This is a genomic window from Arthrobacter sp. B0490, from assembly GCF_002929355.1.
Taxonomy (GTDB): domain Bacteria; phylum Actinomycetota; class Actinomycetes; order Actinomycetales; family Micrococcaceae; genus Arthrobacter_D.
In genome coordinates this window covers 12,448-32,482 of sequence record NZ_PJIR01000018.1, presented here as the reverse complement: position 1 = coordinate 32,482, position 20,035 = coordinate 12,448, and the positions used below count along the sequence as shown (strand labels likewise).

The following is a 20,035-nucleotide window of genomic DNA, read 5'->3' as shown; positions in this document are numbered from 1 at the left end:
GTGAAGCCCCAAGGCCCGGCATCTCGGACCTTGGGGCTTTTGGCGTGCCATATGCGCAGGATTCAGGCTCAGACCCGTTGGAGCCCGTAGAACGCCCCATTGTCAGATGGGAGTGCCGAACTCGCGGAGCGTAATGCCCGTAAAGTTTGCTGAGCCGCCGTCTGAGTAGAACGAGATGCCTCTGTCGCTGTCCGTGAAGTGGACCTGTTGCGAGATGACTGTGTGGCCTGCGTTGACGAAGACCTCGACGCTTTGCGTGTCGACGAAGATGCGCAGATGGACCGAGCGTGCGTTTGCGTCGATTGGTGCTGCTGCACGTGTGTACGGTGCCAATGAGAAGCCGGCTTGGTTGGATGGTGAGCGGTCGACGTAAAGCTCGGCTCCGTACTTGCCGATGTTGGTGTGCCGTGAGCCGTCCGGGGACCTTCCGACGGAGAGGCCGACGTTGGCTGCAGTGTCCCAGGAGATGTCCAGTTCGATCTCATACGCGCGGCCGCTCCAGGGCAGCACGGCGCTTCCCGTGACGTAGTGGTCAGGCAACGAGATGGCCGCGGTTGCGTGGCTGGCCAGTGCGTCAACGGGAGAGCTGAGCAGGCTGTATTGGCCCCCGGATTGCCTCTCGAGCCGCAGTTCGCGGACGATCGAATTCTGTCCGTTGTATCCGTCGGAGGTGTCAGTGGGGACGTCGCGCGCGGCGTACTTCCAGTTGTTCATCCAGGCGATAGCCAAGCGGCGATCGTCCGGTGCGCTGGCCTTCGGCCAGGTGACAGCCGCATACCAGTCCCAACCCCAGTCGAGCCATTGTGGGGTGAGGTCGTTGGTAATGAACCGTGTTCCGTCCCACGTTCCCATCCAGTAGGCATAGGTCATCGGCAGTCCGATGCTGTAGGCGTCCATGCTTGCGCCGAGCACCCAGTGCCAAGTGCCGTCGTAAGCTCTCATCTCGAAAAGATCCGGGCACTCGATCCCACCGAGGGCGTGGTTCGGGTAGTCGAAGTTTTGTTTCAGTTGCCAATCTCTGAGGTTCGGCGAGGTGTAGAAGGCTGCGTAGCGTGCTCGACCGATGACGCAGACCCATTCGTTCCGTGCACGGTCCCAGTGGATTTTTGGGTCTCTAAACCATTCCGCGTTTTCGGTTTCCGCTGGGGTCACAGCGGTTCGGCCGTCAGTGTTGAGGATGACCGGGTCGGGGAGCATGGTGAACGTGAAGCCGCCGTCCGTCGACCAGTAGAGGTACTGCTCTTGGAACTTCCGGATTCCGTCCGTGGGCTGGGTCGCAAGGGCCACGACTGCTCCTGCACCGAATCCCGCGGTGTTTGCGGTGTCGACGACGGCGGATCCGGACCACACGGGGAAGTCCCGTTGCAGCGGCATCACGGTGCCATGGTGCGTGAACGCGACGCCGTCACGGGTTGTGGCATGATCCCAGCCACCGGGGCCGTTGTTCTGGCCGGAGTGCAGGTAGTACAGCTGGTACGCCCCGTTGGTGAACACCGGCCGTTGAGGATCGCAGAGCCACCCCGTCGGCGGGGTCATGTGGAAGACCGATCTGAGTGAAGTCTGGGCGTTGGCTGCGACGGGAGCGACGCTGCTCATGAAGAGAGCGAGTGAGCCGAGTCCGGCGCCCTGAAGCGCGCTGCGTCGTGAAAAATCAGGCGTCATTGCTGTTTTCCTTCCAGAGTGGTGTTGCGACGATCAGTGCCTCTACTCAGACGAACGCAGGTAAAGGTTTGTTGGTCATAGGTGAGGCGATCTTCGCGGGCGATGGCAGATCGACGGCCGACATCGTGACCGGACTTTCTTGCTCGGTTTCGAGCGTCAACGACACGGACCCGGATCCGAGCATGACCAGATTCGAGTTGGTGGCCCGACCGCCGTTGACGAACACCTCGAGGAGCGGTCCATCGAGGCTTAGCAGGAGTCGTGCTTTTCCGTCCGCAGCGAGGGGGACAGCGTTCGTCGAGGAGAAGTCCGGGTGGACGGCATCTACCGCGACGCCGGACCTGGTGACGCGGAGCAGTTGCGGCTCGATGTCGTGAACGAGCTCGACGACCGCATCCGCGTCGCCCTGCAGGTGGAGGCGCAGCCTGCCCGTGGTGGCCGGATCCCAGCTCAGATCGACGAGCGAATGGCCGCTGAGGATCAGCCCAAGGGGTTCAGGAGAGCCGAGAAGGGTTGTGGGTGTCACGGAGGCCAAGCGCTCGGTCACGAAGGTCGGCGGCTCCTGCACGAGCCGCGGCTCGCCGTCGACACTGATAAGCGACAGGCGGCGCGGTAGTGACATCGCCCCCCGCCATGGCGATGAGGGGACGTTACCGGCGTAGCGCCAATTACTCATCCAGGCGAGGATGACAGCTGCACCATCTGGTGCACTGTCGAAGCTGACACCGGCGTAGAAGTCACGGCCGTGGTCCAGGCGCTGCAGGTTGGAGCTTTCCGCGGTGAACGCGGTTCCGTCAAACTGTCCGATGACGAAGCTCATCGAGGATCCTTCGGGGTCGGCGTCCTCGCCAATCGGATTGGTGCTGAGGAGCAGTACCCAGCGGACGTCATCGGCACGGCCGTCGACAGCGAGAGGGATCAGGTCCGGGCATTCCCAGACCACCCCTGTGGCCCCGATCGGTCCGAACGTACTCAGATGCTCCCAGGAGCGGAGGTCGGTGGACGAGAAGAACAGCACTTGCCGGTCGTCGGCCTCTACCGCGAGCATGATCCAACGAAAACCGCCGTCGTGATCCTGGAACCGGATGATCTTCGGATCGCGGAAGGCGTTCGTGCCGCGGTCAAGCACCGGGTTGTCGACGTCGCGCTGCCACGTGAGTCCGCCGTCGTCGCTGATCGCTCGTGACTGCGCCTGTCGGCCGTCCGCGAAAGCACTCGTGTAATAGGCGACCAGTTGGCCATTTTCCCCGGGCGAGGAGACGACCACCGACCCCGAGTACACCTGTTCACCCGGTCGGTAGCGCAGCGCCACCGGGAGTTCTTCCCAGTGCTGCAGATCGGCACTGCTCGCGTGACCCCAGCTCATGTTCCCCCAATCAGATCCTTCAGGGTTGTACTGGAAAAAGGCATGCCAACGGCCGCGATGGAAGACGAGGCCATTCGGATCGTTCATCCAGTGGCGTTGCGGGGTCAGATGGAAAAGTGGGCGCGGCATAGGGCTGTTTATGTCTGGCATAGCTGTCCCCTCAGATCGAGTGCCGCTGGATCGGCGGGCAAGCGATCAGTTGAGGATGAGTTGTGGACGGCGTCTCGAGTCCAAGAAGTCGGCGGACGCCGGCCGCGCCGAGCTCGTAGTGGGGGAGGGCGACAGTCGACAGAGGCGGTCGAAGATGGGCGGCGATGACGTCCTGGTTGTCGAATCCCATGACGGCCATATCGTCCGGGATTCGGAGGCCTCGCTCGCGGAGCCCGTCGTAGAGCCCCATGGCCACCCGGTCGTTGTGGCAGAAGACGGCAGTCGCCCGTGAGTCGACGATACTTGCGGTGGCCGTGTAACCGCCCTCCTGCTCAGGGGACGCCGGAAACACCAACGATTCGTCGAAATCCAGGCCGGCGGATTCAAGCGCCGACCGGTACCCGGCAAGGCGCCCGCTCTGCGCCGGAGACGGCGTCGTGGTATTGATGAATGCAATACGACGATGCCCCGCCGCGAGCAGCGCCTCCGTTGCGGAGCGCCCGCCCTGCTCCTCATCCGGCACCACCGCGGGGAGCCCGCTGCCGCCCGCGAAGCAGTCCACCAGCACCGTGTCGGTTTGATGCAGCGCCTCGGGGACAGTGATTTCGTGGTGATACCAGGTCGAGTAGAGAATGCCGCGCACCTGGTGCTCCAACATCATCATGATCGCCTCATCCTCAGCAGCGGTGTTGCCGTCGGTATTCGCCACGAGCAGCACGTAGCCGTGCTTCCACGCCTCGTCCTGCGCACCGTGGATGATTTGACCGGCGAACGGGGTCGTCGCGATAGCGTCAGCGACAAGGCCGATGAAACGCGACGTGCCTTGCGAGAGTGTCTTCGCGAGGGCGTTGGGCCGGTAGCCCAGTTCGGTGACCGCCTCGTGCACTCGACGTCTGGCATCGTCACCGATCCGCGCTCCAGGCTTGTCGTTCACCACGTGGGACACTGTCGCGACGGAGACGCCGGCGACCTTAGCGACATCCCGCATGGTGATACCCGAGGTGCTTCGTCCGTGGCCTGTGCTGGTCATCCCTTGGTTGCTCCGCTCTCGAGGCCACTGATCATTGCCTTGTTTAGCACGAGGAACACCAGCAGCAGCGGTGTGACCGTGACACATACGGCGGCGAATGTCGCCGTCCAATCAGTGTTGCCCATCGCGCCGATGTAGTTCTGCAGACCGAGCGGGATGGTTTTCAATCCGTCCGAGAGCACGAAGGTGTTCGCGAAGATGAAGTCGTTCCAGATGAAGATGCTGTTGACGAGCACGACGGTGATGATGGTGTTCATGGAGAGAGGGAACGTGATCTGGGTAAAAATCCGGTACGGTCCGGCTCCATCGAGTGACGCGGCCTCGTACATTTCCCGCGGAATGTACTCGTAAAACGATGAGAACAGGTACACCGCCATCGGCAGGGCGAAGGCGGCCAGCGGAATGATCATCGAAAGATGTGTGTCCAGCAGCCCGACCTTCGAATAGTCGATGAACAGCGGGACGAGCGCGATCTGCACCGGAACGATGATGCCGAGGAGGAACAGTGCGCGGACGAGCCCGCTGAAGCGGAAACCGAGCACCTGCAGTGCGAAGGCGGCCATCATGCCCGCCACCACGATCAGCACGCTCGCCCCGAGGGTGACGATCAGGCTGTTGACGATGTTCATGCCGAGATTGCCCGTCGAAAAAGCTCGGGTGTAGTTCTCCAGCGTCCACGCCGATGGCAGCGCGAAAGGGTTGCCACCAGCGAAGTCCGCTGCCGTGCGGAAACTGGTCAGCAGCAACCACACGAGCGGGTACACCTGCACCAGTACGATCGCAATGATCGTCACGGTCAGGGCGGTGCGCTGCGCCCGCACCCGCGGGGCATGACGCGGTTTGCGCTTCCCGTGCGGCGACTGTGGTGTGGGTTGCTCCGTGGAGGGCTTGAGTAGTGAGGCGGTCATGACTTGTCCTTCGGACGAAGCAGCAAAAAGATGAGGCCAACGGCGACCAGGCACTCGACGACGATGAACATGGAGATTGCACTGGCATACCCGTAGTCGGTGTGCACGAACGCTGTCTTGTACATGTAGGTAGTCAGCAGCTCAGATGACTGCCCGGGACCGCCGTTGGTGAGCAGGTACGGAATGTCGAACCCGCGCAGGGCGAACGTCGTTGCCATGATCGTCGTCGTAATCCAGACCGGCCGGATGTAGGGGAACCGGATGCGCCAGAAGATCTGCCACCACGAGGCGCCGTCCAACCGTGCGGCTTCCTCGAGGTCACTGGGCACGGCCATGAGAGCTGCGTAGATGATGAGCATGTAGAGACCGGTGAATCGCCAGCCTTCAGGGATTGACACGGCTACCAGGACCGTTTGCACGTCCGAAAGCCACGCCGTCTGCAAGTGGCCGAGACCGACCCATTCGAGGAGCTGATTGATCAGGCCGACAGGTTCGAGCGCATATAGGCGCTGGAACAGGAGGGCGATCGCGACCGTCGAGATGACCGCAGGCAGGAGGTACAGGGTCTTGACCAGCTCGCGTGCCCGGGGAAGCGCCGTGAGCAGCCCGGCGACGATGAGTGCTCCTCCAAGTTGCAGGACGAGGCAGATCACGAGGTAGCCAAGCGCGTTAGCGAACGCCGTCCAGAAGACGTCGTCCCGGGTCAGCATCTTCACATAGTTGTCGAGGCCTACGAACGCCATGTCCGTGATGCCGTCCCACGAGTACAGGCTCAGGAACAGCGACTGCACGATCGGCAGCAATACGGCAACGCCGTAGAGCACGAGAGGCGGAAGAAGGAACACCGCCACGGACAGCGCCGACCTGCGGGGAAGCATCGATGTTGACATCGGTTTCCGCCGCCGGGGCGGGCGGACGCGCGTCGCGCCCGCCCCTGCTCGGTCGATCTCAGTCATCGGTGTTTTCCTGCAGGGCCGCGTCCATCGTTGCGACGAACTCGTCCGGCGTGGTGTCGCCCTGGACCAGGAGGGTCAGCTCCTGCTGCAGACGGGTGTTCGTCGCCGGGTCGAGCTGTGTATCCCATGGCATGGCAATTGCTTCGCCGACCTCATCGGCCTGCTGGATCGAGCTCGCATACAGATCGGTAGCATCAGCGGGGATCGTGGTCTGGGCCGTCGTGGTCGGCGAGAGGGCACCCGTTGCGGCGTAGATCTCGGGGTATTGCTCGAGTGCGAACGCGAGGAAGTCCCGGACGAGCGGGTCGTAGGTCTGCGCGTTGACGGCCATGCCGATACCGGACGGCGTGACGTACTCGTTGTCCGCGGTCACGGCCCCCTCGATGGTCGGCAGCGTGAAGGTCGCGACCGAGTCGCGAACGGCCGGGTCGAGCGCCTCCGTGGCGAGGTTGCTGAGCTCCCAGGTGCCGATGTTGTAGACGGCGGCCTTACCGGAGGTGAACAACGCCTGCGCGTCGGCGTAACCGGTCGAGGAGAAGCCTTCCTGGAAGCAGCCGGCCTGGCCGAGCTCGTACAGCCACTCGGCCGCGGCCTTGCCGGCCGGGTCGGAGAAGGACGCCTCGCCGTTCTTCAAATCCTGGATGTACTCTGGGCCCGCCATGCGGAACGGGTAGTACGCCATGTACCGTTCGAGCGGCCATTGGTCCTGGCCGTCGAGTGCGATCGGGGTGACGCCCTGTTCACGCAGCGCCTTACACATCGCCGGGAAGTCATCCAACGTCTTGGGGACTTCAACGCCTGCGCTCTGGAGCAGCGCCGAGTTGTACCAGAAGAACTCGAGCTGGAATTCGAACGGCACCATGTACAGTGACCCGTCGTCGAAACGCTGGTAGTTCAGTGCTGCATCACGGTACGAGTCAGCAAGCCCGAGGTCCTCCAAGAGCACCTCGACGTCCATCATGCGGCCCTGTTCTGCGAGCTTCTGCGCGAACGGCGTCGCATCCGTGTCGAAGAGCTCCGGCAGCTTGTTCGCAGCAGCCAGGGTCTCGTATTTCTGGATGTAGGACGGACGATCGGGCGTGGTGATGAGGTTGAGCGCGAAGCCGGGGTGGTCCTTCGCGTAGTCGTCGGCAATCTGCTCCATCGCCGTGATGACGCCTCCGTCGGCAGGGCGGGAGAGCAACCACGAGATTTCGCGGGCTACGACCTCGCCTTCAGGGTTGCTGTCTGCCGGGTCGGCGCTGCTGGCTCCGCCGCCGCAACCCGAGAGGGTGAGTGCCGATGCGGCGATGAAGGCCATGAAGGCAGTGGTTCGTTTGGTGAGTGACATGGTCAGAATCTCCGTTGATCGATCATTGGTGGGGCGGGGTGAGGTGGATGGGACGGTAAAGCGAATTAGGTCGTGCTTGACGCAGTGAGCAAGTCAAGGGATGAGGAATCGGAACTGGCATGCCTTGCGCTCCTGGAAAAGAGGGAGAGCTTTTCAACAGCGATGGAGCCTTCGCCCACAAATACACCGACGCGACCGGTCGGTCGGTCGTAGAGGCGGGTGCTCAGGACGACAGCATCATCAACGGTGGCGATACAAAGGTCACCATCGATGATTACCTCAAGCTCGTGGGGGCCAGAGGGAAGATGACAGGGGCGTTCAAGTTCGATTGCGAAGGGCACGTCCCCTGAGATCTGCCACTGCTCCGTCCCTGTGAGGCTGCGCGGCCACCGGTCGAAGACCAGACGGTTGCGCTTTGGTTCCAGTCGTAGAACGTAGCTTTCATCACCGTCAGCTGTTGCCCGGAGGAGGACACCACACTCGGTGGTACCTGAGGCGATATCGAATCGAGCAACCAGTCGGAACGAAGATGGGGCGTCCAAGGAGCTCAGGGCCTGTGCGTATCCGTCGGGCGCATCGAGAATCGTGCCAAACGGAATGGCATCGGTCGCACTCTCGAAGGTGCTGCGCATTTCTGCTGTCGGGTGAAAGGCCAGTGTGCCATCGGGACGCTGCTCAGCCTCGAGCACCGACATCGTTCCTGCCCACTGCCACGCTCCGGCGTCATGGGCGCCCTCGCGAGAAGCAACCCAGCCGAAGAAAAAGCGGCGACCATCGCGGGCAGCCGACTTCGCAGCGTAGTAAGCGCGCCCGTCGAGGCTGTCGTGCTCCGGGACAATCCAGGGGCCGTGCAAGCTGCGGGACATCCGGTAGCGCGTCGTGAAGGATTCGCTGAACTCTGAGTACACGAGATACCACCACTCTCCCCACTGGAACACCTCGGGGCATTCATGTGCGACATAGCGCCGTGGATCCCAAAAGGGTTCAACCGGCTCCCAGGTCGTGAGATCGGCCGAGGTGCACTGGGCGATAACCCCGCGGCGTCGCTCGGGCCCATATGCGTGCCGGGCAGCTATGAGCATCCGCCAGAGATTAGCTTCCTCGTCCCAGAAGACGAAAGGATCGCGCCAGTCAGCGGTTTCATAGCCAGCCGTGGCTCCGAAGGTGTCAGCATGATGCCGCTCCCAGGTCTGCATCCCATCACCGCTCGTGGCATGCATGACAACCTGCAACGGCTGCCCGTCGGCGCCGCGTCGATCCGGATTCTGGCCGGTGTAGAAAACATGGTGCGTGCCGTCAGCGTCCAGCACGATACTGCCGGTATACACGTTGAAGTCCGCTGCCGATGGGCCTCCCGAGGCGAGCGATTCACCAGCATCGTGGAAGTCAACGAGGTTATCGGTCACAACCCGGTGCCACGGCATACCGACCTTCGGCATTTGGCGCGCCTCGTGCAGGTAAAGCAGGTGAAAGGTGCCGTTCTCCTGCCAGGGGATGACATCTCCAACCCATGCACTCTTTGGTTGGTGGAACCCTCGTTGGTTCATTGCGCCCTCTTCGTAACTGGTTAATCGGTTACGCAGCAATCTAGAGCCCCCTTTGAGGTTGGTCAAGCGGTTAAGCAAAAAACATCGAAGCCGGCGCTTCGTGACGAAGATCGAGGATCGCCTGCACCTTCCGACTGGGCGACCCGCTGCTTTGGGGTCACCTTCAGCCGGGCAGAACTCGTCGAGTGGCTGGCCGCAGTCCCAGATTCGAGGGCTGGCTCAAATCCCTGTACCGCATGGCTGTAATGGCCAAGGTTAAGAGCGGGGCCGGGAGCGGCGGCGTGCGCGCGGGAGTCTGGCCGTCGCCGCGGGGGGCGGTCGTCCCGCGCAGCACCAACCAGGTTGGCACGAGCACCGGCGGGTCTGGTAGGCGAACCTTTTGGGCCCCGAGTGCCTGCAATAACAGCTGGGCGGCGATCGCACCTTGGCCTACCACATCCTGCGCGATGGTGGTCAGATCGAACATGGCCGCCATCTCGTGATCGTCGGCGCTGATTATCGAGATGTCACCGGGTACGCTCAGCCCGGCCCGACGTAGCGCCCACATTGCGCCTATGGCCAGCTCGTCGTATTCGGCAAAGACAGCCGTAGGGAGCACCGGCCGGGACATCAGCTCGGCCATCGCCTTGGCGCCGCCCTCCAGGCCGTGGGGTCCTGTAGCGATCAGCTCCTCGGGCAGGGTGAGACCCGCAGCCTGGAGGGCTTCTTCGCAGCCGCGGCGCCGATCCGCCATTACGAGCCCCGGTGAAGATCGTCAAGCTCCCGGGAGTGACTAGGCCAAAGTGTATGTGCTGCCTAGGATCCGACCGTGGGCGTTGCACGGAAGGCATTGGCGGCCCTGTCCGCGATGACTTGGGCGTCGGTTCCGGAATCGAGGATCGTGTTCCGGGTTGATTTGGAATCGACCATGACGGTTGTGACGGCCCGATCGCACGAAGCCTCGGTCGTCAGCAGGGCGTCCACCTGCGCCTCGAAGCAGGAGTCACTCGAGGTGGAGTGGACGTCCAGCGCTACTACGTGATTGTTAGAGACGAAGTTGCCTGCGCCCGCGACCAGCCGGATGATCACCGGCGTCGCACCTTTCGGCCGGATGTCCTGTGCGTCGATGAGCTGGGAGAAGTGGTTGCCGATGACGGAGTTGTTGTTCCCGCTGACACGGAGAAGCCCGTCGAGGTCGTCCAGTCCGTTGTCGACGCCTTGGAAGGGCGTCCATGGCTCGTGGTCGCGCAGGAAGTGATTCGTGGCTACGAGGTTCTCGGAACTGTTCGCTGTGAGGATCAGCATGCCGGGGTAGAACGAGTGCAGGCGGTTGTTGGTGACGCTTGAACGGTTGATGCCGTCAAGATGGACGCTGCTCGCGCCGCGGGGAAAGACGTTGTTCGCGGTGACCAGGAGCCCGCCGTGGTTTTCGGCATAGATGGAGTGGCCCTTGGGGCCTGCTCCGATGAGGTTGTCGGTGATCTTGGATGCTTGTCCCCAGCCGCGTAGCTCGATGCAGCTTCCGCATTCGGCGATGAAGTTGTCGTGCACGGAGAGTGCGTCCGCATTGTGGATGGTGAGCGCGTTCTCGAGGTAGACGAATCCCATGCCGGTGACGCGGAACGAGTCGTTGGCGCTGGCGACATGGATGCCTGTCTTGCCGTTGACGTAGGTGTTCTCCGCCGGCATCCCCGAGTTATCGGGGGTGAAGTGCAGCCCGTCGATGCAGAAGTTGGCGAATTCGACGGAGCTGATCCGGGGGCTCCCGCTTCGCTCGACGTGGAAAGCGGCGCCCGACAATCCTGCACGGTTTCCATCGACGGGGAGGTCGACGATGATGCGGCTTCCGCCAGGCCATAGCTCGTGCAGGTTGGGCCATTCGTCCTCGGGAACGTTGAACCGGATGCTCGAGGACGTGAAGCCGTGTCCGGAGCCTTCGATCCTGAGGAAGCTGATATCGATGACGACCTGCGTACGGAGGTGGTAGTCCCCGGGCGGGAGGTAGATCACCGCTCCTGGCTTTCCGCCATCGTTCGCATCGGTGTCGGTCTGCCGGGTTTTGATGTCAGCGATGATGCTGTTGATCACTGCGCCGATGTCTTCGGATGGACTGCCGACGGGCCACGCGGTCACGTCGTAGTAGTTGTTGTTCGACATAGGTTCTTTCCTTGTGATGTTTTCTCAGGCGTTCAAGGTGCGGGAGGTCAGGCCGGGCGCCACATGGTGGTGTGGTTGATTCGAGGGTTCTTCTCGAATTTCCTTGTCCAGTTCCTCTGCTGTGGGTGGGTGCGCTCCCGCGCAGCGGACGGTGATGGCTGCTGCAGTCGACGCCAAGCGGCCCAGCGACTCCAAAGCGGAAGGCACGAGTCCGTGCGTGGTGCGCCTGAGGAGTCCGTAAATCAGGGCGGACATGTAGGCGTCGCCGGCCCCGATGGTGTCGACCACGGCAGACCTGACCGGAGGAACGACAACTCGAGCGTCTTGCGTGGCGAGGAGGGATCCCTCCGCTCCTCTGGTGATGGCGACGAGTTCGGCCCCCAGGTTGAGGATCCGCTGTGGGATCTTGTCCAGAGCCAGCCGCGGATAGAGCCACCGTGCGTCCTCGTCGCTGAGTTTGACGACCTCGGTGAATGGGACGAGTTCTTCGAAGATGGTTCTCGCTTCGGCATGACTACCAAGCAGAGCCGGGCGGATGTTGGGGTCATAGGTGACGACACAGTCCTGGTATGCCTGCTCGATCAGCTCCCGAACACTGGCTGCTCCTGGCGCCAGGAAGGTAGCTATTGAGCCGGTATGCAGCACTTTGGGAAGGAATGCCGGAGCGACCTGTGGGAGGTCCCACCGGATATTGAAGTCGTATTGTGCCGATCCGTCGTGCGCTAACACCGCTGTCGCGGTTGCCGTACTACCGCTGCCCTTGGACCCGGGCAGAAGGTGGACGCCAGCGCTGCGGAGATGTGTCTCGATGGCGGCTGCATGGTGGTCATCGCCGATCGAGGTCAGCAGTGCGGTGTTGACTCCCAACCGGCCGAGTCCATAGGCGACATTCGCGGGCGACCCTCCCGGATGCTTCACGGTGCCCTGAGGGGAGATGACGATATCTACTAGTGCTTCACCAACGACGAGGACATCAACGCTTGCGGGGGAGAGGTCGTCGATTTGCGGGCCTTGTGACATTGCGGGCCTTCCTGAAGTCACCCCGGCGACGTGGTGAGAAGAATGAATGGTGTACCTGCTCGTGGCATGAGATGCGGAGCCGTACGGTGGGCTCGCCGAACGTGTGCCGAACGCGAAGGCTCACCCCGGATGTCGTTGGTGCGCAGCCAGTTGGACCTGACCCAGCACCTTCTCGTCAGGAAGCGTTGACGTAGCGTCGATTCCCTACAGACGGGTGGTGGGCACCCATCATGGTGAGCTTGCCGTCGGCCCAGGCGACGGGCTGGGGGTCGGTGATCCTGCCAACGAAGGCCCCGGTGTCGTCGGCGTTCTCGAAGGCGAGCATCTGCCACTGACCGGCACGGTTCTGGACGAGGCGTCCCACGTAGAGGGACTGGTCGGCCACGAGGTAGGCCTCCGAGATGTCGAAGGGGCCGAGGGCGCTCGGAGCGTTCACGGCCCAGATCCCTCCACGCTCCTGGCCTGCCTGCCGTTCCGTGGAGAGTTCGGAGTTCAGGCAGGAAAACAGGAGCACTGTCTGGCCGTCGACCGTTTCGGTTTGGAGGACCTCGAGCTGACCGAACCCGTCACCAGGCTGGCTCAGGGGGGGAAGGATCTGCCACCGCGCGAGATCGGGGGAGAAGGCGTGGCCGACGACGCCTCGCTGGTCCGGATCGCCCGTCGTTGACCGCGCGGTGATGAGCATGTTCCATCCGGTACCGTCCGCGTTGCGGCTGACCCAGGGGTCACGCCACGCCTCATCGGGCCATGCGCCCTGGGCCAGCTTTTCGTAGTGCGCGCTGTCGGCTTCGAGGACCAGGTCCGTGCGGGTCCAGGTGAAGAGGTCGTGGGAGGTGGCGCTGCCGATGCGCTGGATGAGTCCTTTGCCCTCTCGGTTCACTCCGGTGTAGAACATGTGCCATAGCCCGGCATCGTCGCGGACGATCGAGCCGGTCCACGTGGCGAGGTCATCGAAAGCTGGTCCGTCGGCGGGCACGAGGGCGTCGGCGTGTTCTTCCCAGGTGCGCAGATCCGTGGACGTGGCGTGGCCGACAGTTGCGCGCCAGTGGCGGCGGTCGGGGTCCTGCAGTGCGCGGGATGCTTTGAGGAAGAAGAGGTGGTACCGGTCGCCGTCGTCGGCGAACCAGAAGTCCCACACCCAGGAGGATCGCATTTCAAACATCGAGAGTGTCCTTGTCTAGTCGGTCAGCGCGGCGTCAGTGCCGGCCGGAGTTGAGGCATGGGGCGGTGCGACGGAGTCGCGCCGGACGAGCGGGCAGGAGAGGATTGTGGGTTTGTCGGCGAGGAGCTTTTCCTCGTCGTGACCCTCGATGAGTCTGATGAGTGTCTGGACTGCCCACGCGCCCATCTCGTAGTGGGGCAGTGCCACGGTGGTGAGACCGGGATGCAGCCCTTCGGCGATGAGCTTCTGGTTGTCGAACCCGATGACGGACAGCTGGCCGGGGATGCTGAGCCCGAGCTCGCTGGCGGCCCGGTAGGCGCCCATTGCCATCCGGTCGTTGTAGCAGAACAGGGCCGTTGGACGGTCGTTGCGAGTCAGCAGTTCCATCGCCGCCGCATATCCGCCCGCTGCCTCGGACTCCCGTGCCGCGACGAAGTCCGGAGCGTAGGCAATGCCTGCTCCCTGTAGTGCCTCCCGGTATCCCTGCAGGCGCCCATGGGTGGCGGGGACGTCGTCGGTGTTGTTGACGAATCCGATGGATCGGTGGCCGGCGTCCAGGAGCGCTGTCACAGCGGTCTGGGCGCCCCCTTGCTCGTCGGGGATGGTGCAGGGGACCAGGCCGGTCTTGTCGGTGGAGTCGATGAGGACGGCCGGGATCTCGAAGAGCCGGGGCGGCAGGGATACTGCCCGGTGGTACATGGTGGCGTAGAGGATGCCGTCCACCTGCCGTTCGAGGAGTGCGTCGACGTCGCGCCGCTTTGACTGCGTGTCGGCGTCCTTGTCGGTGTTGATGATAACGAGGGTGTAGTCGTGCTGTCGTGCGGTTTCCTCGGCGCCTTTGATGATCATGCCGGCGTGCGGGGTGGTGGCGATGTCTTCGCTCAGCAGGCCGATCATCGCGGAGCGCTGGGTTCGCAAACCCTGGGCCATCCGGTTTGGTCCGTACCCGAGGGCAGCCGCTGCGTCCCTGACTTTCTTACGTGTTTCGTCGCTGGCTCGTGCATGGGGTGTGTCGTTCAGGATGTGGGACACCGTGGTCACGGACACTCCCGCCGCGGCTGCAACGTCCCGAATGCCGACCGATTTCCGTGCCATGTGAGTCCCCTGTCGTGTTGGAGCTGATGGTATGCCGTTACTGGGTTCCTGAGCCCGGCACCACTTCCTGAGCGGGGCCGGTCTACCGGGTCAGCCCTTGACCGCACCGAGCGTGAGGCCAGCGACGATGTGCCGTTGGAGGACGAGGGTGAGCAGAACGACAGGGATCGAGTACAGGGCGGCCAGCGCGGTCATGGATCCCCAGTCCAGGCCGAACTGGGTCTGGAAGTTCGCAATAACGATCGGCGTGGTCTGGGCCCTGACTGCGGTCAGGAGCAGGGAGAAGAGGAACTCGTTCCAGGAAGCGAGGAAGGCGAAGATCGCCGTCACCGCCACGCCGCCGGAGACGACCGGCAGCACCACTCGACGGAGCGCCCCGAGTCGGCTGCAGCCGTCGATCTTCGCCGCTTCGTCCAGCTCGTCCGGTACCGCGTCGAAGAAGCTCGTCATGAGCCAGATCGACAGCGGCAGGGACAGCGTGGTGTGCGCGATGGCGAGTGCGATCGAAGTATCGGCGATCCCGAGGTCGCGGAACAGTGAGACCAGGGGGACGCCGACGACGATCGCGGGCACCATCCTGCAGACGAGGGCGACCAGGATGAAGACCTGCCCACCGGGCGTCCGGTAGCGGGTGATGGCGTACGCGGCGGGCACCGCGAGGACGAGGGAGATGACGGTGCTGAGCACGGCGGTGACGGTGCTGTTGATGAAGGAGGCGACCACGCCTTCCCTGCCAAGGGCTGAGGCGTAGTTTTCCAGTGTGAACTCGGAGCCGAAGACGGTCGCCGGGACGGCGATGGTTTCCAGCGGCGTCTTGAAGGACGTGAGCAGCAGGTAGACGAAGGGGAAGCCGTAGAGCAGGGTGACGGCGGCGAGCAGTACCCACAGGATGGTGCGGGCGGTCTTTCCGCGGACGACGAGGCCGTTCATGAGCGATCACTTCCTGGGCGCCAGATGGCGTAGACGGCGACGACGGCGACGAGCAGCATGCCCAGCAGGTACATGGTGCCCATCGCGCTGGCCAGGCCAGGATCGCCGAAGCGTACGAGGGTCCGGTAGACGAGCAGGGACAGGGTCTCTGTGCTGCCCTGAGGTCCGCCGTTGGTCTGGATGAGGATGATGTCGAACGCGCGAGCGGCGTCGATGCCGCGGATAATCAGGGCGACGGCGATCACGGGGCGCAGCAGCGGCAGGATGATCCTGAAGAGGATGGTGGTGTAGCGGGCGCCGTCGATCCTCGCCGCCTCGAGCAGCTCTCCCGGGACGTTCTGCAGGCCTGCGAAGAGGATCAGGGTGATGAACGAGGTGGTCAGCCAAATGTCCGGCAGTGCCACGGAGAACAGGGCGATATCGGGGTTGCTGAGCCACTGGATCTGATCGGTGGTCTGCAGGATCCCGACGCGGCGCAGCAATTCGTTGAGGATGCCGAAGTTGTCAATGAGGAGGAACCGCCACAGCAAGCCGGCCACCACGGGCGCGATCATGAGCGGGTACATGAAGATGGTCCTGAAGATCCGGGACTTGTCTCCCAGAGCGGAGAATAGCAGGGCCACCGCCAGGCCCAGCGTGAATTCGAGCGCCACGACGATGACCGTGTAGACGAGTGTCCGCCATGCGGCCCCGGTGAACGCGTCTGATGCGAGGGCCGCCGAGTAGTTCGCGAAGCCGATGAACTCTCGTCCACCCCCGAAGGGCTCGATCGCGTAGAAGCTGTCACGGACGAACTGCACCAGAGGCCAGCCGACGAACACGGCCAGGAACGCGACGGCAGGGAGCATCATCAGGGCGGCGAACCGCTGATCGGTGAAGCCCCGCTTTCGCCGGTGCTGTTGCTGAGCTGCCGTCGACGGCGGCGTTCTGCTGTCGGAGTCCTGAGACGCCCGTCGAGACGGGAGCGGGACCCGCTGGTCGGTTGCGTGCACGTTGTAGACCTTTACTGGAGGACGACGAAATGGCGGGGGGCGTGGTGGCGGGCCGCCGGCCCGCCACCACAGGTCAGCTACTGGGTGATGGCTTCGATCTGCTCTTTGGCGTCATCGAGCAGCTGCTGGTTGTCGGCGCCTGGCTCCAGGGCCTTCTGCAGCATGGGAATGAGCGCCGAATCGACGATCTCCTGCCAATTCTCGGTGGCGGGACGGGGCTTCGTACCCTCTGCCGAGAGAGTCTCCACCAGGGCATCGAAGTGCTCGTAACCCGGCCTGCCCTCGTACTCCTCGAACGCCGAGACCCGGGCGGCCAAACCCAGCGACGAGTCGATGCCCATGGCGTTGTTGTCGTAGGCGAACTGCAGGAACTCGTTCGCGGCTTCCTGCTTGTCCGTGGTCTTGGGGATGGAGAGGTACCAGGGGCCGGGGACACCGGCGACTCCGCCCGGTCCGCCGATCATCGGTGCGGCGCCGATTTTCCCGGCGACCGGTGAGTCCTCGGGGGTCTGCGGGTAGGCGTGGGCCCAGAAGCGCATCATGGCCGTCTCGCCCTGGTAGAAAAGGTTCTGCGCGCCGGCCCAGTCGATCTGCGCGGCCCCGGGAGGGGAAACCTTCAGATCGTTGTTGAGGCCCACGTAGAAGTCGAGAGCCGCCAGGTGCTCGGCGTCGTTGACCGTGACCTCGCCCTCGGGGCTGAGAACCATGTTTTCCGCGCCGGACTGGGACACGGTGGCCAGCCATTCGGTCTCGACCGCGCCCTTCACATCCGTGCCATAGAGATCGGTTTGCCCGTCACCGTCAGTATCCCTAGTGAAGAATTGCGCGACGTCCTGGTATTGCTCCCAGGTGGTGGGCGGCGCGAGGTCGTAGCCGTACTCGTCCTTGAACGCTGACTGCTCGGCGGGATCCTCGAACAGGTCGGTGCGGTAGAAGAGGATCTCTGAGTTCGTCCAGACCGGCATGCCCACGAAGTTTTCCTCGACCTGTGCCTCCTCGACGAGTGCCGGGAAGAGATCCGCCTTCACTTCGTCGGTGAACATGTCATTCAGTGGGGTCACGGCGTCGGCGAAGGTCGGCAGCCAGATCGCGTCGAGTGCTGCGACGTCGAACGAGGTGCTGCCGGAGGAGAATTCCGTGTTCAGACGGTTGTAGAGGCCCTCGTAGGGGAGCTCGACGAAGGTGACCTGGGTTCCGGTCTCGTCGGTGAACTTCTCCGCGATGCCGGTGAGTTCGGCCTTCCCTCCGGCTTCGACCAGGACGGTCAGGGATTCGGAGTCGTCGGTTGACTGTTCGCCGCCTCCGCCGGCGCCGCATCCGGCGAGGGTGAGGGCGGAGAGGACGGCTGCTGCGGACAGGAAAGTCTTCGTGGTGTTGCGTGCTGCTGCGCCGGACGGGCGCTGGCTGGCGGGGTGCTGCATGACAGGGACTCCATTCTGAGCTTCTTTGCTGCGGGGTGTGACAAAACGTTTTGCCAAAACGTCTTGGCGGTAAGAGTAGATGCGTCGGGTGGGATCGTCAAGACTTATGCATCCTTTGGTGCCCAGCATCGGTCGGAACTGACAGAGGGCTCTAGGGCTGCCCATAAGCGGCGGTCCTAAAGCCCTTCTCCGGAGCCGAAGGCCCTTGTCGCGAGATGTCAGGGGCCCCCACATGGCATTGGTGCGTGAGGTGATCCGAAGACTTTCCAGTCGAGCGGTGCCTCGGTCGCTGAAGAGATCAATTTGCGTTGAGCCCTGGGCGGGGAACACCTGGTCGGCAATCGTGGTCGGCACGCCTTGCGCGAAAAATTTACGGGTTGTCCCCAAGAGAGTCCCGGTGAACATGATCATGGACCAGTCCACGAAGCGCACCTGGGTCGCGCCATCGGACTTCGCGCAGTCTGCCCTGCGAGAAAGCTGACTTAGGCGCGGATCGGCAGCTCTCGCAGCTACTTCTACTCCCGTTGATTGCTCGCCGATAACCGACGTTATGTCGGTGCTGGTCACGTCGAACATGCTGGCGAATGTAGTGGGGGTGAGCCTTCCCGGTAGGCGTTGTCGGTAGGATCGCGGTCATGCCCACTCCCGATGACCTGGTGTATCCGAACGGTTACGGTGCTTTCCTGCAGGGTTTGAAGGAGCGTGTTAGCAGCGCCCGTGTGGAAGCGCTCCGGAGCGTGAACACACAGCTGATCGAGCTGTATTGGTCGATTGGCCGCGATGTGGGGGAGCAGCAGCGGCGGCAGGGGTGGGGGAGTGGTGTCATCCGCCGACTGGCTGATGATCTGCGGGCCGAGTTTCCCGAGGTCAAAGGGTTTTCGGCGCGGAACCTGCAGTACATGACGGCGTTCGCACGAGAATGGCCGGCCGGGCCAATTGCGCAACAGGCTGTTGCGCACTTGCCGTGGGGCCATGTCACCGTCCTGCTGGACAAAATTCCGGACCGTGAGCAACGGGCCTGGTACGCGGCGGCCGCGGTCGAGCACGGATGGTCACGCAACGTGCTGTTGAACATGATTATGAACCAAACCCTTGCTCGGACGGGTGCGGCCCCGTCGAATTTTGCGCAACGCCTCGTTGCGCCCGACAGTGAGCTGGCGCAACAGGTCGCGAAGGACCCGTACTCGTTCGAGTTCCTCAATTTGGCTGGCGACGTCGCCGAACGCGATCTTGAGCAGGCCCTCATGGACCGGATCACCGAGACACTAAGGGAGCTCGGACCAGGATTCGCGTTTGTTGGCCGGCAGGTGCACTTCGAGGTCGGCGATGACGACTTCTACCTCGACCTACTGTTCTTTCATGTCGAGCAACTGCGCTATTACGTGATTGAACTGAAAACCGGGAAGTTCCAGCCTGAGTACGCCGGCAAGCTGAACTTCTATATCGCCCTCGTGGATGACCGCCTACGCAGGGACGCCCATGCGGACACCGTGGGCATTCTGATTTGCGGTAGCAAGAACAACCACACCGTTCGCTACAGTCTGGCCCGCGCGACAGCGCCCATGGCCGTATCCACCTACACGTTTGAATCCTTACCAGCCGAGCTTCAGCACGACGTCCCCGCTGCCTCGCAACTGACCTCGGCCCTAGATTGGCCGGGAAGTCTGAATGATGCCTAAGCCCGCCCGCGAGGAAGAAATCCGTGTTGCAGTCTCCATCCGGATCGCGGCCAGCCCGGCTGACGTGTGGGCGTTGATCCGGCCAGCGGACACCGCCGTTTTCCTTGAGCCCACCATCCGGCGGGCCTTCCGCATTCCAGGCACACCCGACGGCGTGGGGGAGATGCAGGGGTTTATCTCCCTACGGAACGGACAAGAATATATCCACGTCGTGGAGGTCATGGAGGAAATCCCCGAGCAGTGGGCGCTCGTGCGGCACGTGGGAAGCACTGATCCGGCCGCAGCCACGGGGTACCGATTGACCGGTGATGCGTCAGGGACGACGTTCGAGTACGAGCAACGCCTCACGGTACCCGCCGGCCGATCAGGGTTCACCCGCCACGTACGGGGGCAATACGAAGCCGCGGCAACCACACTCCTCAGCCGCGTGAAGTACGTCCTCGAACAGGAGACCCGCGAACAGCGAGGACGCCACGCCTAAGACGAACCCTAGGTGAGGCCGCACGACATGGGATCGACACCCTGATCGACGAGGACAGGGACACGTCAACGCGACTCGACAAGCTATTTGTTAAAGACCATTGCTATTTATTGTCGAATTCGCTTATGCTCCGATTATCACTCGGTTGATATGGGGGCAGGGGTGTTTTA

The 20,035-nt window shown here is 63.1% G+C and carries 17 protein-coding genes; 2 read left to right on the top strand and 15 right to left on the bottom strand.

Translation table 11 applies throughout. The features are described 5' to 3' along the window. Window positions 1–102 precede the first annotated feature (102 nt). The 15 genes from CXQ97_RS17085 to CXQ97_RS17015 all read right to left on the bottom strand — a co-directional run bounded on the left by CXQ97_RS17085 (window position 103) and on the right by CXQ97_RS17015 (window position 17,705). A complete protein-coding gene (locus CXQ97_RS17085; RefSeq protein WP_104182091.1) occupies window positions 103–1,662 on the bottom strand; it encodes a glycoside hydrolase family 32 protein in 1,560 nt (519 codons plus the stop codon). 46 nt (window positions 1,663–1,708) lie between these two features. Beyond that, window positions 1,709–3,157 (bottom strand): glycoside hydrolase family 32 protein, encoded by a 1,449-nt coding sequence (locus tag CXQ97_RS17080; protein ID WP_258062711.1) that lies wholly within the window; start codon window positions 3,155–3,157, stop codon window positions 1,709–1,711. Between the two features lie 31 nt (window positions 3,158–3,188). After that, window positions 3,189–4,208, bottom strand: coding sequence for a LacI family DNA-binding transcriptional regulator (locus CXQ97_RS17075; protein ID WP_104182089.1), 1,020 nt, complete (start codon window positions 4,206–4,208; stop codon window positions 3,189–3,191). Beyond that, window positions 4,205–5,116, bottom strand: a complete 912-nt coding sequence (locus CXQ97_RS17070) for a carbohydrate ABC transporter permease (RefSeq protein ID WP_104182088.1) — start codon at window positions 5,114–5,116, stop codon at window positions 4,205–4,207. Before CXQ97_RS17070 ends, CXQ97_RS17075 begins: the two co-directional genes overlap by 4 nt. Continuing rightward, window positions 5,113–5,994, bottom strand: a complete 882-nt coding sequence (locus CXQ97_RS17065) for a carbohydrate ABC transporter permease (RefSeq protein ID WP_104182102.1) — start codon at window positions 5,992–5,994, stop codon at window positions 5,113–5,115. The genes CXQ97_RS17070 and CXQ97_RS17065 overlap by 4 nt, the downstream gene beginning before the upstream one ends. 70 nt (window positions 5,995–6,064) lie before the next feature. Further along, window positions 6,065–7,402 carry an ABC transporter substrate-binding protein gene (locus CXQ97_RS17060; RefSeq protein ID WP_104182087.1) on the bottom strand — a complete coding sequence of 446 codons (1,338 nt, stop codon included), beginning with the start codon at window positions 7,400–7,402 and terminating at the stop codon, window positions 6,065–6,067. A gap of 65 nt (window positions 7,403–7,467) precedes the next feature. After that, the gene (locus CXQ97_RS17055; RefSeq protein ID WP_104182086.1) at window positions 7,468–8,949 is read right to left on the bottom strand and encodes a glycoside hydrolase family 32 protein; all 1,482 of its coding nucleotides are present in this window, start codon (window positions 8,947–8,949) and stop codon (window positions 7,468–7,470) included. Window positions 8,950–9,112: 163 nt separating this feature from the next. Next, window positions 9,113–9,682 (bottom strand): LacI family DNA-binding transcriptional regulator, encoded by a 570-nt coding sequence (locus CXQ97_RS17050; protein ID WP_104182085.1) that lies wholly within the window; start codon window positions 9,680–9,682, stop codon window positions 9,113–9,115. Window positions 9,683–9,744: 62 nt separating this feature from the next. Beyond that, a complete protein-coding gene (locus CXQ97_RS17045) occupies window positions 9,745–11,085 on the bottom strand; it encodes a NosD domain-containing protein (protein WP_104182084.1) in 1,341 nt (446 codons plus the stop codon). 24 nt (window positions 11,086–11,109) lie between these two features. Then, entirely contained in the window at window positions 11,110–12,105 is a 996-nt protein-coding gene (locus tag CXQ97_RS17040; RefSeq protein WP_104182083.1) for a carbohydrate kinase, read from the bottom strand. A gap of 175 nt (window positions 12,106–12,280) precedes the next feature. Further along, on the bottom strand, window positions 12,281–13,267 hold the full coding sequence (locus tag CXQ97_RS17035) for a glycosyl hydrolase family 32 (RefSeq protein WP_104182082.1): 987 nt from the start codon (window positions 13,265–13,267) through the stop codon (window positions 12,281–12,283). A gap of 15 nt (window positions 13,268–13,282) precedes the next feature. Next, on the bottom strand, window positions 13,283–14,362 hold the full coding sequence (locus CXQ97_RS17030; protein ID WP_104182081.1) for a LacI family DNA-binding transcriptional regulator: 1,080 nt from the start codon (window positions 14,360–14,362) through the stop codon (window positions 13,283–13,285). Window positions 14,363–14,452: 90 nt separating this feature from the next. Continuing rightward, window positions 14,453–15,292 carry a carbohydrate ABC transporter permease gene (locus CXQ97_RS17025; RefSeq protein ID WP_104182080.1) on the bottom strand — a complete coding sequence of 280 codons (840 nt, stop codon included), beginning with the start codon at window positions 15,290–15,292 and terminating at the stop codon, window positions 14,453–14,455. Then, on the bottom strand, window positions 15,289–16,143 hold the full coding sequence (locus CXQ97_RS17020) for a carbohydrate ABC transporter permease (RefSeq protein WP_104182079.1): 855 nt from the start codon (window positions 16,141–16,143) through the stop codon (window positions 15,289–15,291). The genes CXQ97_RS17025 and CXQ97_RS17020 overlap by 4 nt, the downstream gene beginning before the upstream one ends. A gap of 218 nt (window positions 16,144–16,361) precedes the next feature. Further along, window positions 16,362–17,705, bottom strand: coding sequence for an ABC transporter substrate-binding protein (locus CXQ97_RS17015; protein WP_104182078.1), 1,344 nt, complete (start codon window positions 17,703–17,705; stop codon window positions 16,362–16,364). Between the two features lie 635 nt (window positions 17,706–18,340). Here CXQ97_RS17015 and CXQ97_RS17010 point away from each other — a divergent pair. Together CXQ97_RS17010 and CXQ97_RS17005 are read left to right on the top strand one after the other, a co-directional pair. Continuing rightward, window positions 18,341–19,384: a PDDEXK nuclease domain-containing protein gene (locus tag CXQ97_RS17010; protein ID WP_104182077.1), complete on the top strand. Its 1,044-nt coding sequence runs from the start codon at window positions 18,341–18,343 to the stop codon at window positions 19,382–19,384. After that, on the top strand, window positions 19,374–19,865 hold the full coding sequence (locus CXQ97_RS17005) for an SRPBCC family protein (protein ID WP_104182076.1): 492 nt from the start codon (window positions 19,374–19,376) through the stop codon (window positions 19,863–19,865). Before CXQ97_RS17010 ends, CXQ97_RS17005 begins: the two co-directional genes overlap by 11 nt. Window positions 19,866–20,035: the final 170 nt, after the last annotated feature.

Coding starts and splice junctions, on each gene's coding strand:
- CXQ97_RS17080 (WP_258062711.1), bottom strand. CDS start 3,157: ATGCCGCGCCCACTTTTCCATCTGACCCCGCAACGCCACTGGATGAAC.
- CXQ97_RS17045 (WP_104182084.1), bottom strand. CDS start 11,085: ATGTCGAACAACAACTACTACGACGTGACCGCGTGGCCCGTCGGCAGT.
- CXQ97_RS17075 (WP_104182089.1), bottom strand. CDS start 4,208: ATGACCAGCACAGGCCACGGACGAAGCACCTCGGGTATCACCATGCGG.
- CXQ97_RS17015 (WP_104182078.1), bottom strand. CDS start 17,705: ATGCAGCACCCCGCCAGCCAGCGCCCGTCCGGCGCAGCAGCACGCAAC.
- CXQ97_RS17020 (WP_104182079.1), bottom strand. CDS start 16,143: ATGATGCTCCCTGCCGTCGCGTTCCTGGCCGTGTTCGTCGGCTGGCCT.
- CXQ97_RS17040 (WP_104182083.1), bottom strand. CDS start 12,105: ATGTCACAAGGCCCGCAAATCGACGACCTCTCCCCCGCAAGCGTTGAT.
- CXQ97_RS17050 (WP_104182085.1), bottom strand. CDS start 9,682: ATGGCGGATCGGCGCCGCGGCTGCGAAGAAGCCCTCCAGGCTGCGGGT.
- CXQ97_RS17085 (WP_104182091.1), bottom strand. CDS start 1,662: ATGACGCCTGATTTTTCACGACGCAGCGCGCTTCAGGGCGCCGGACTC.
- CXQ97_RS17070 (WP_104182088.1), bottom strand. CDS start 5,116: ATGACCGCCTCACTACTCAAGCCCTCCACGGAGCAACCCACACCACAG.
- CXQ97_RS17065 (WP_104182102.1), bottom strand. CDS start 5,994: ATGCTTCCCCGCAGGTCGGCGCTGTCCGTGGCGGTGTTCCTTCTTCCG.
- CXQ97_RS17030 (WP_104182081.1), bottom strand. CDS start 14,362: ATGGCACGGAAATCGGTCGGCATTCGGGACGTTGCAGCCGCGGCGGGA.
- CXQ97_RS17005 (WP_104182076.1), top strand. CDS start 19,374: ATGATGCCTAAGCCCGCCCGCGAGGAAGAAATCCGTGTTGCAGTCTCC.
- CXQ97_RS17010 (WP_104182077.1), top strand. CDS start 18,341: ATGCCCACTCCCGATGACCTGGTGTATCCGAACGGTTACGGTGCTTTC.
- CXQ97_RS17060 (WP_104182087.1), bottom strand. CDS start 7,402: ATGTCACTCACCAAACGAACCACTGCCTTCATGGCCTTCATCGCCGCA.
- CXQ97_RS17035 (WP_104182082.1), bottom strand. CDS start 13,267: ATGTTTGAAATGCGATCCTCCTGGGTGTGGGACTTCTGGTTCGCCGAC.
- CXQ97_RS17055 (WP_104182086.1), bottom strand. CDS start 8,949: ATGAACCAACGAGGGTTCCACCAACCAAAGAGTGCATGGGTTGGAGAT.
- CXQ97_RS17025 (WP_104182080.1), bottom strand. CDS start 15,292: ATGAACGGCCTCGTCGTCCGCGGAAAGACCGCCCGCACCATCCTGTGG.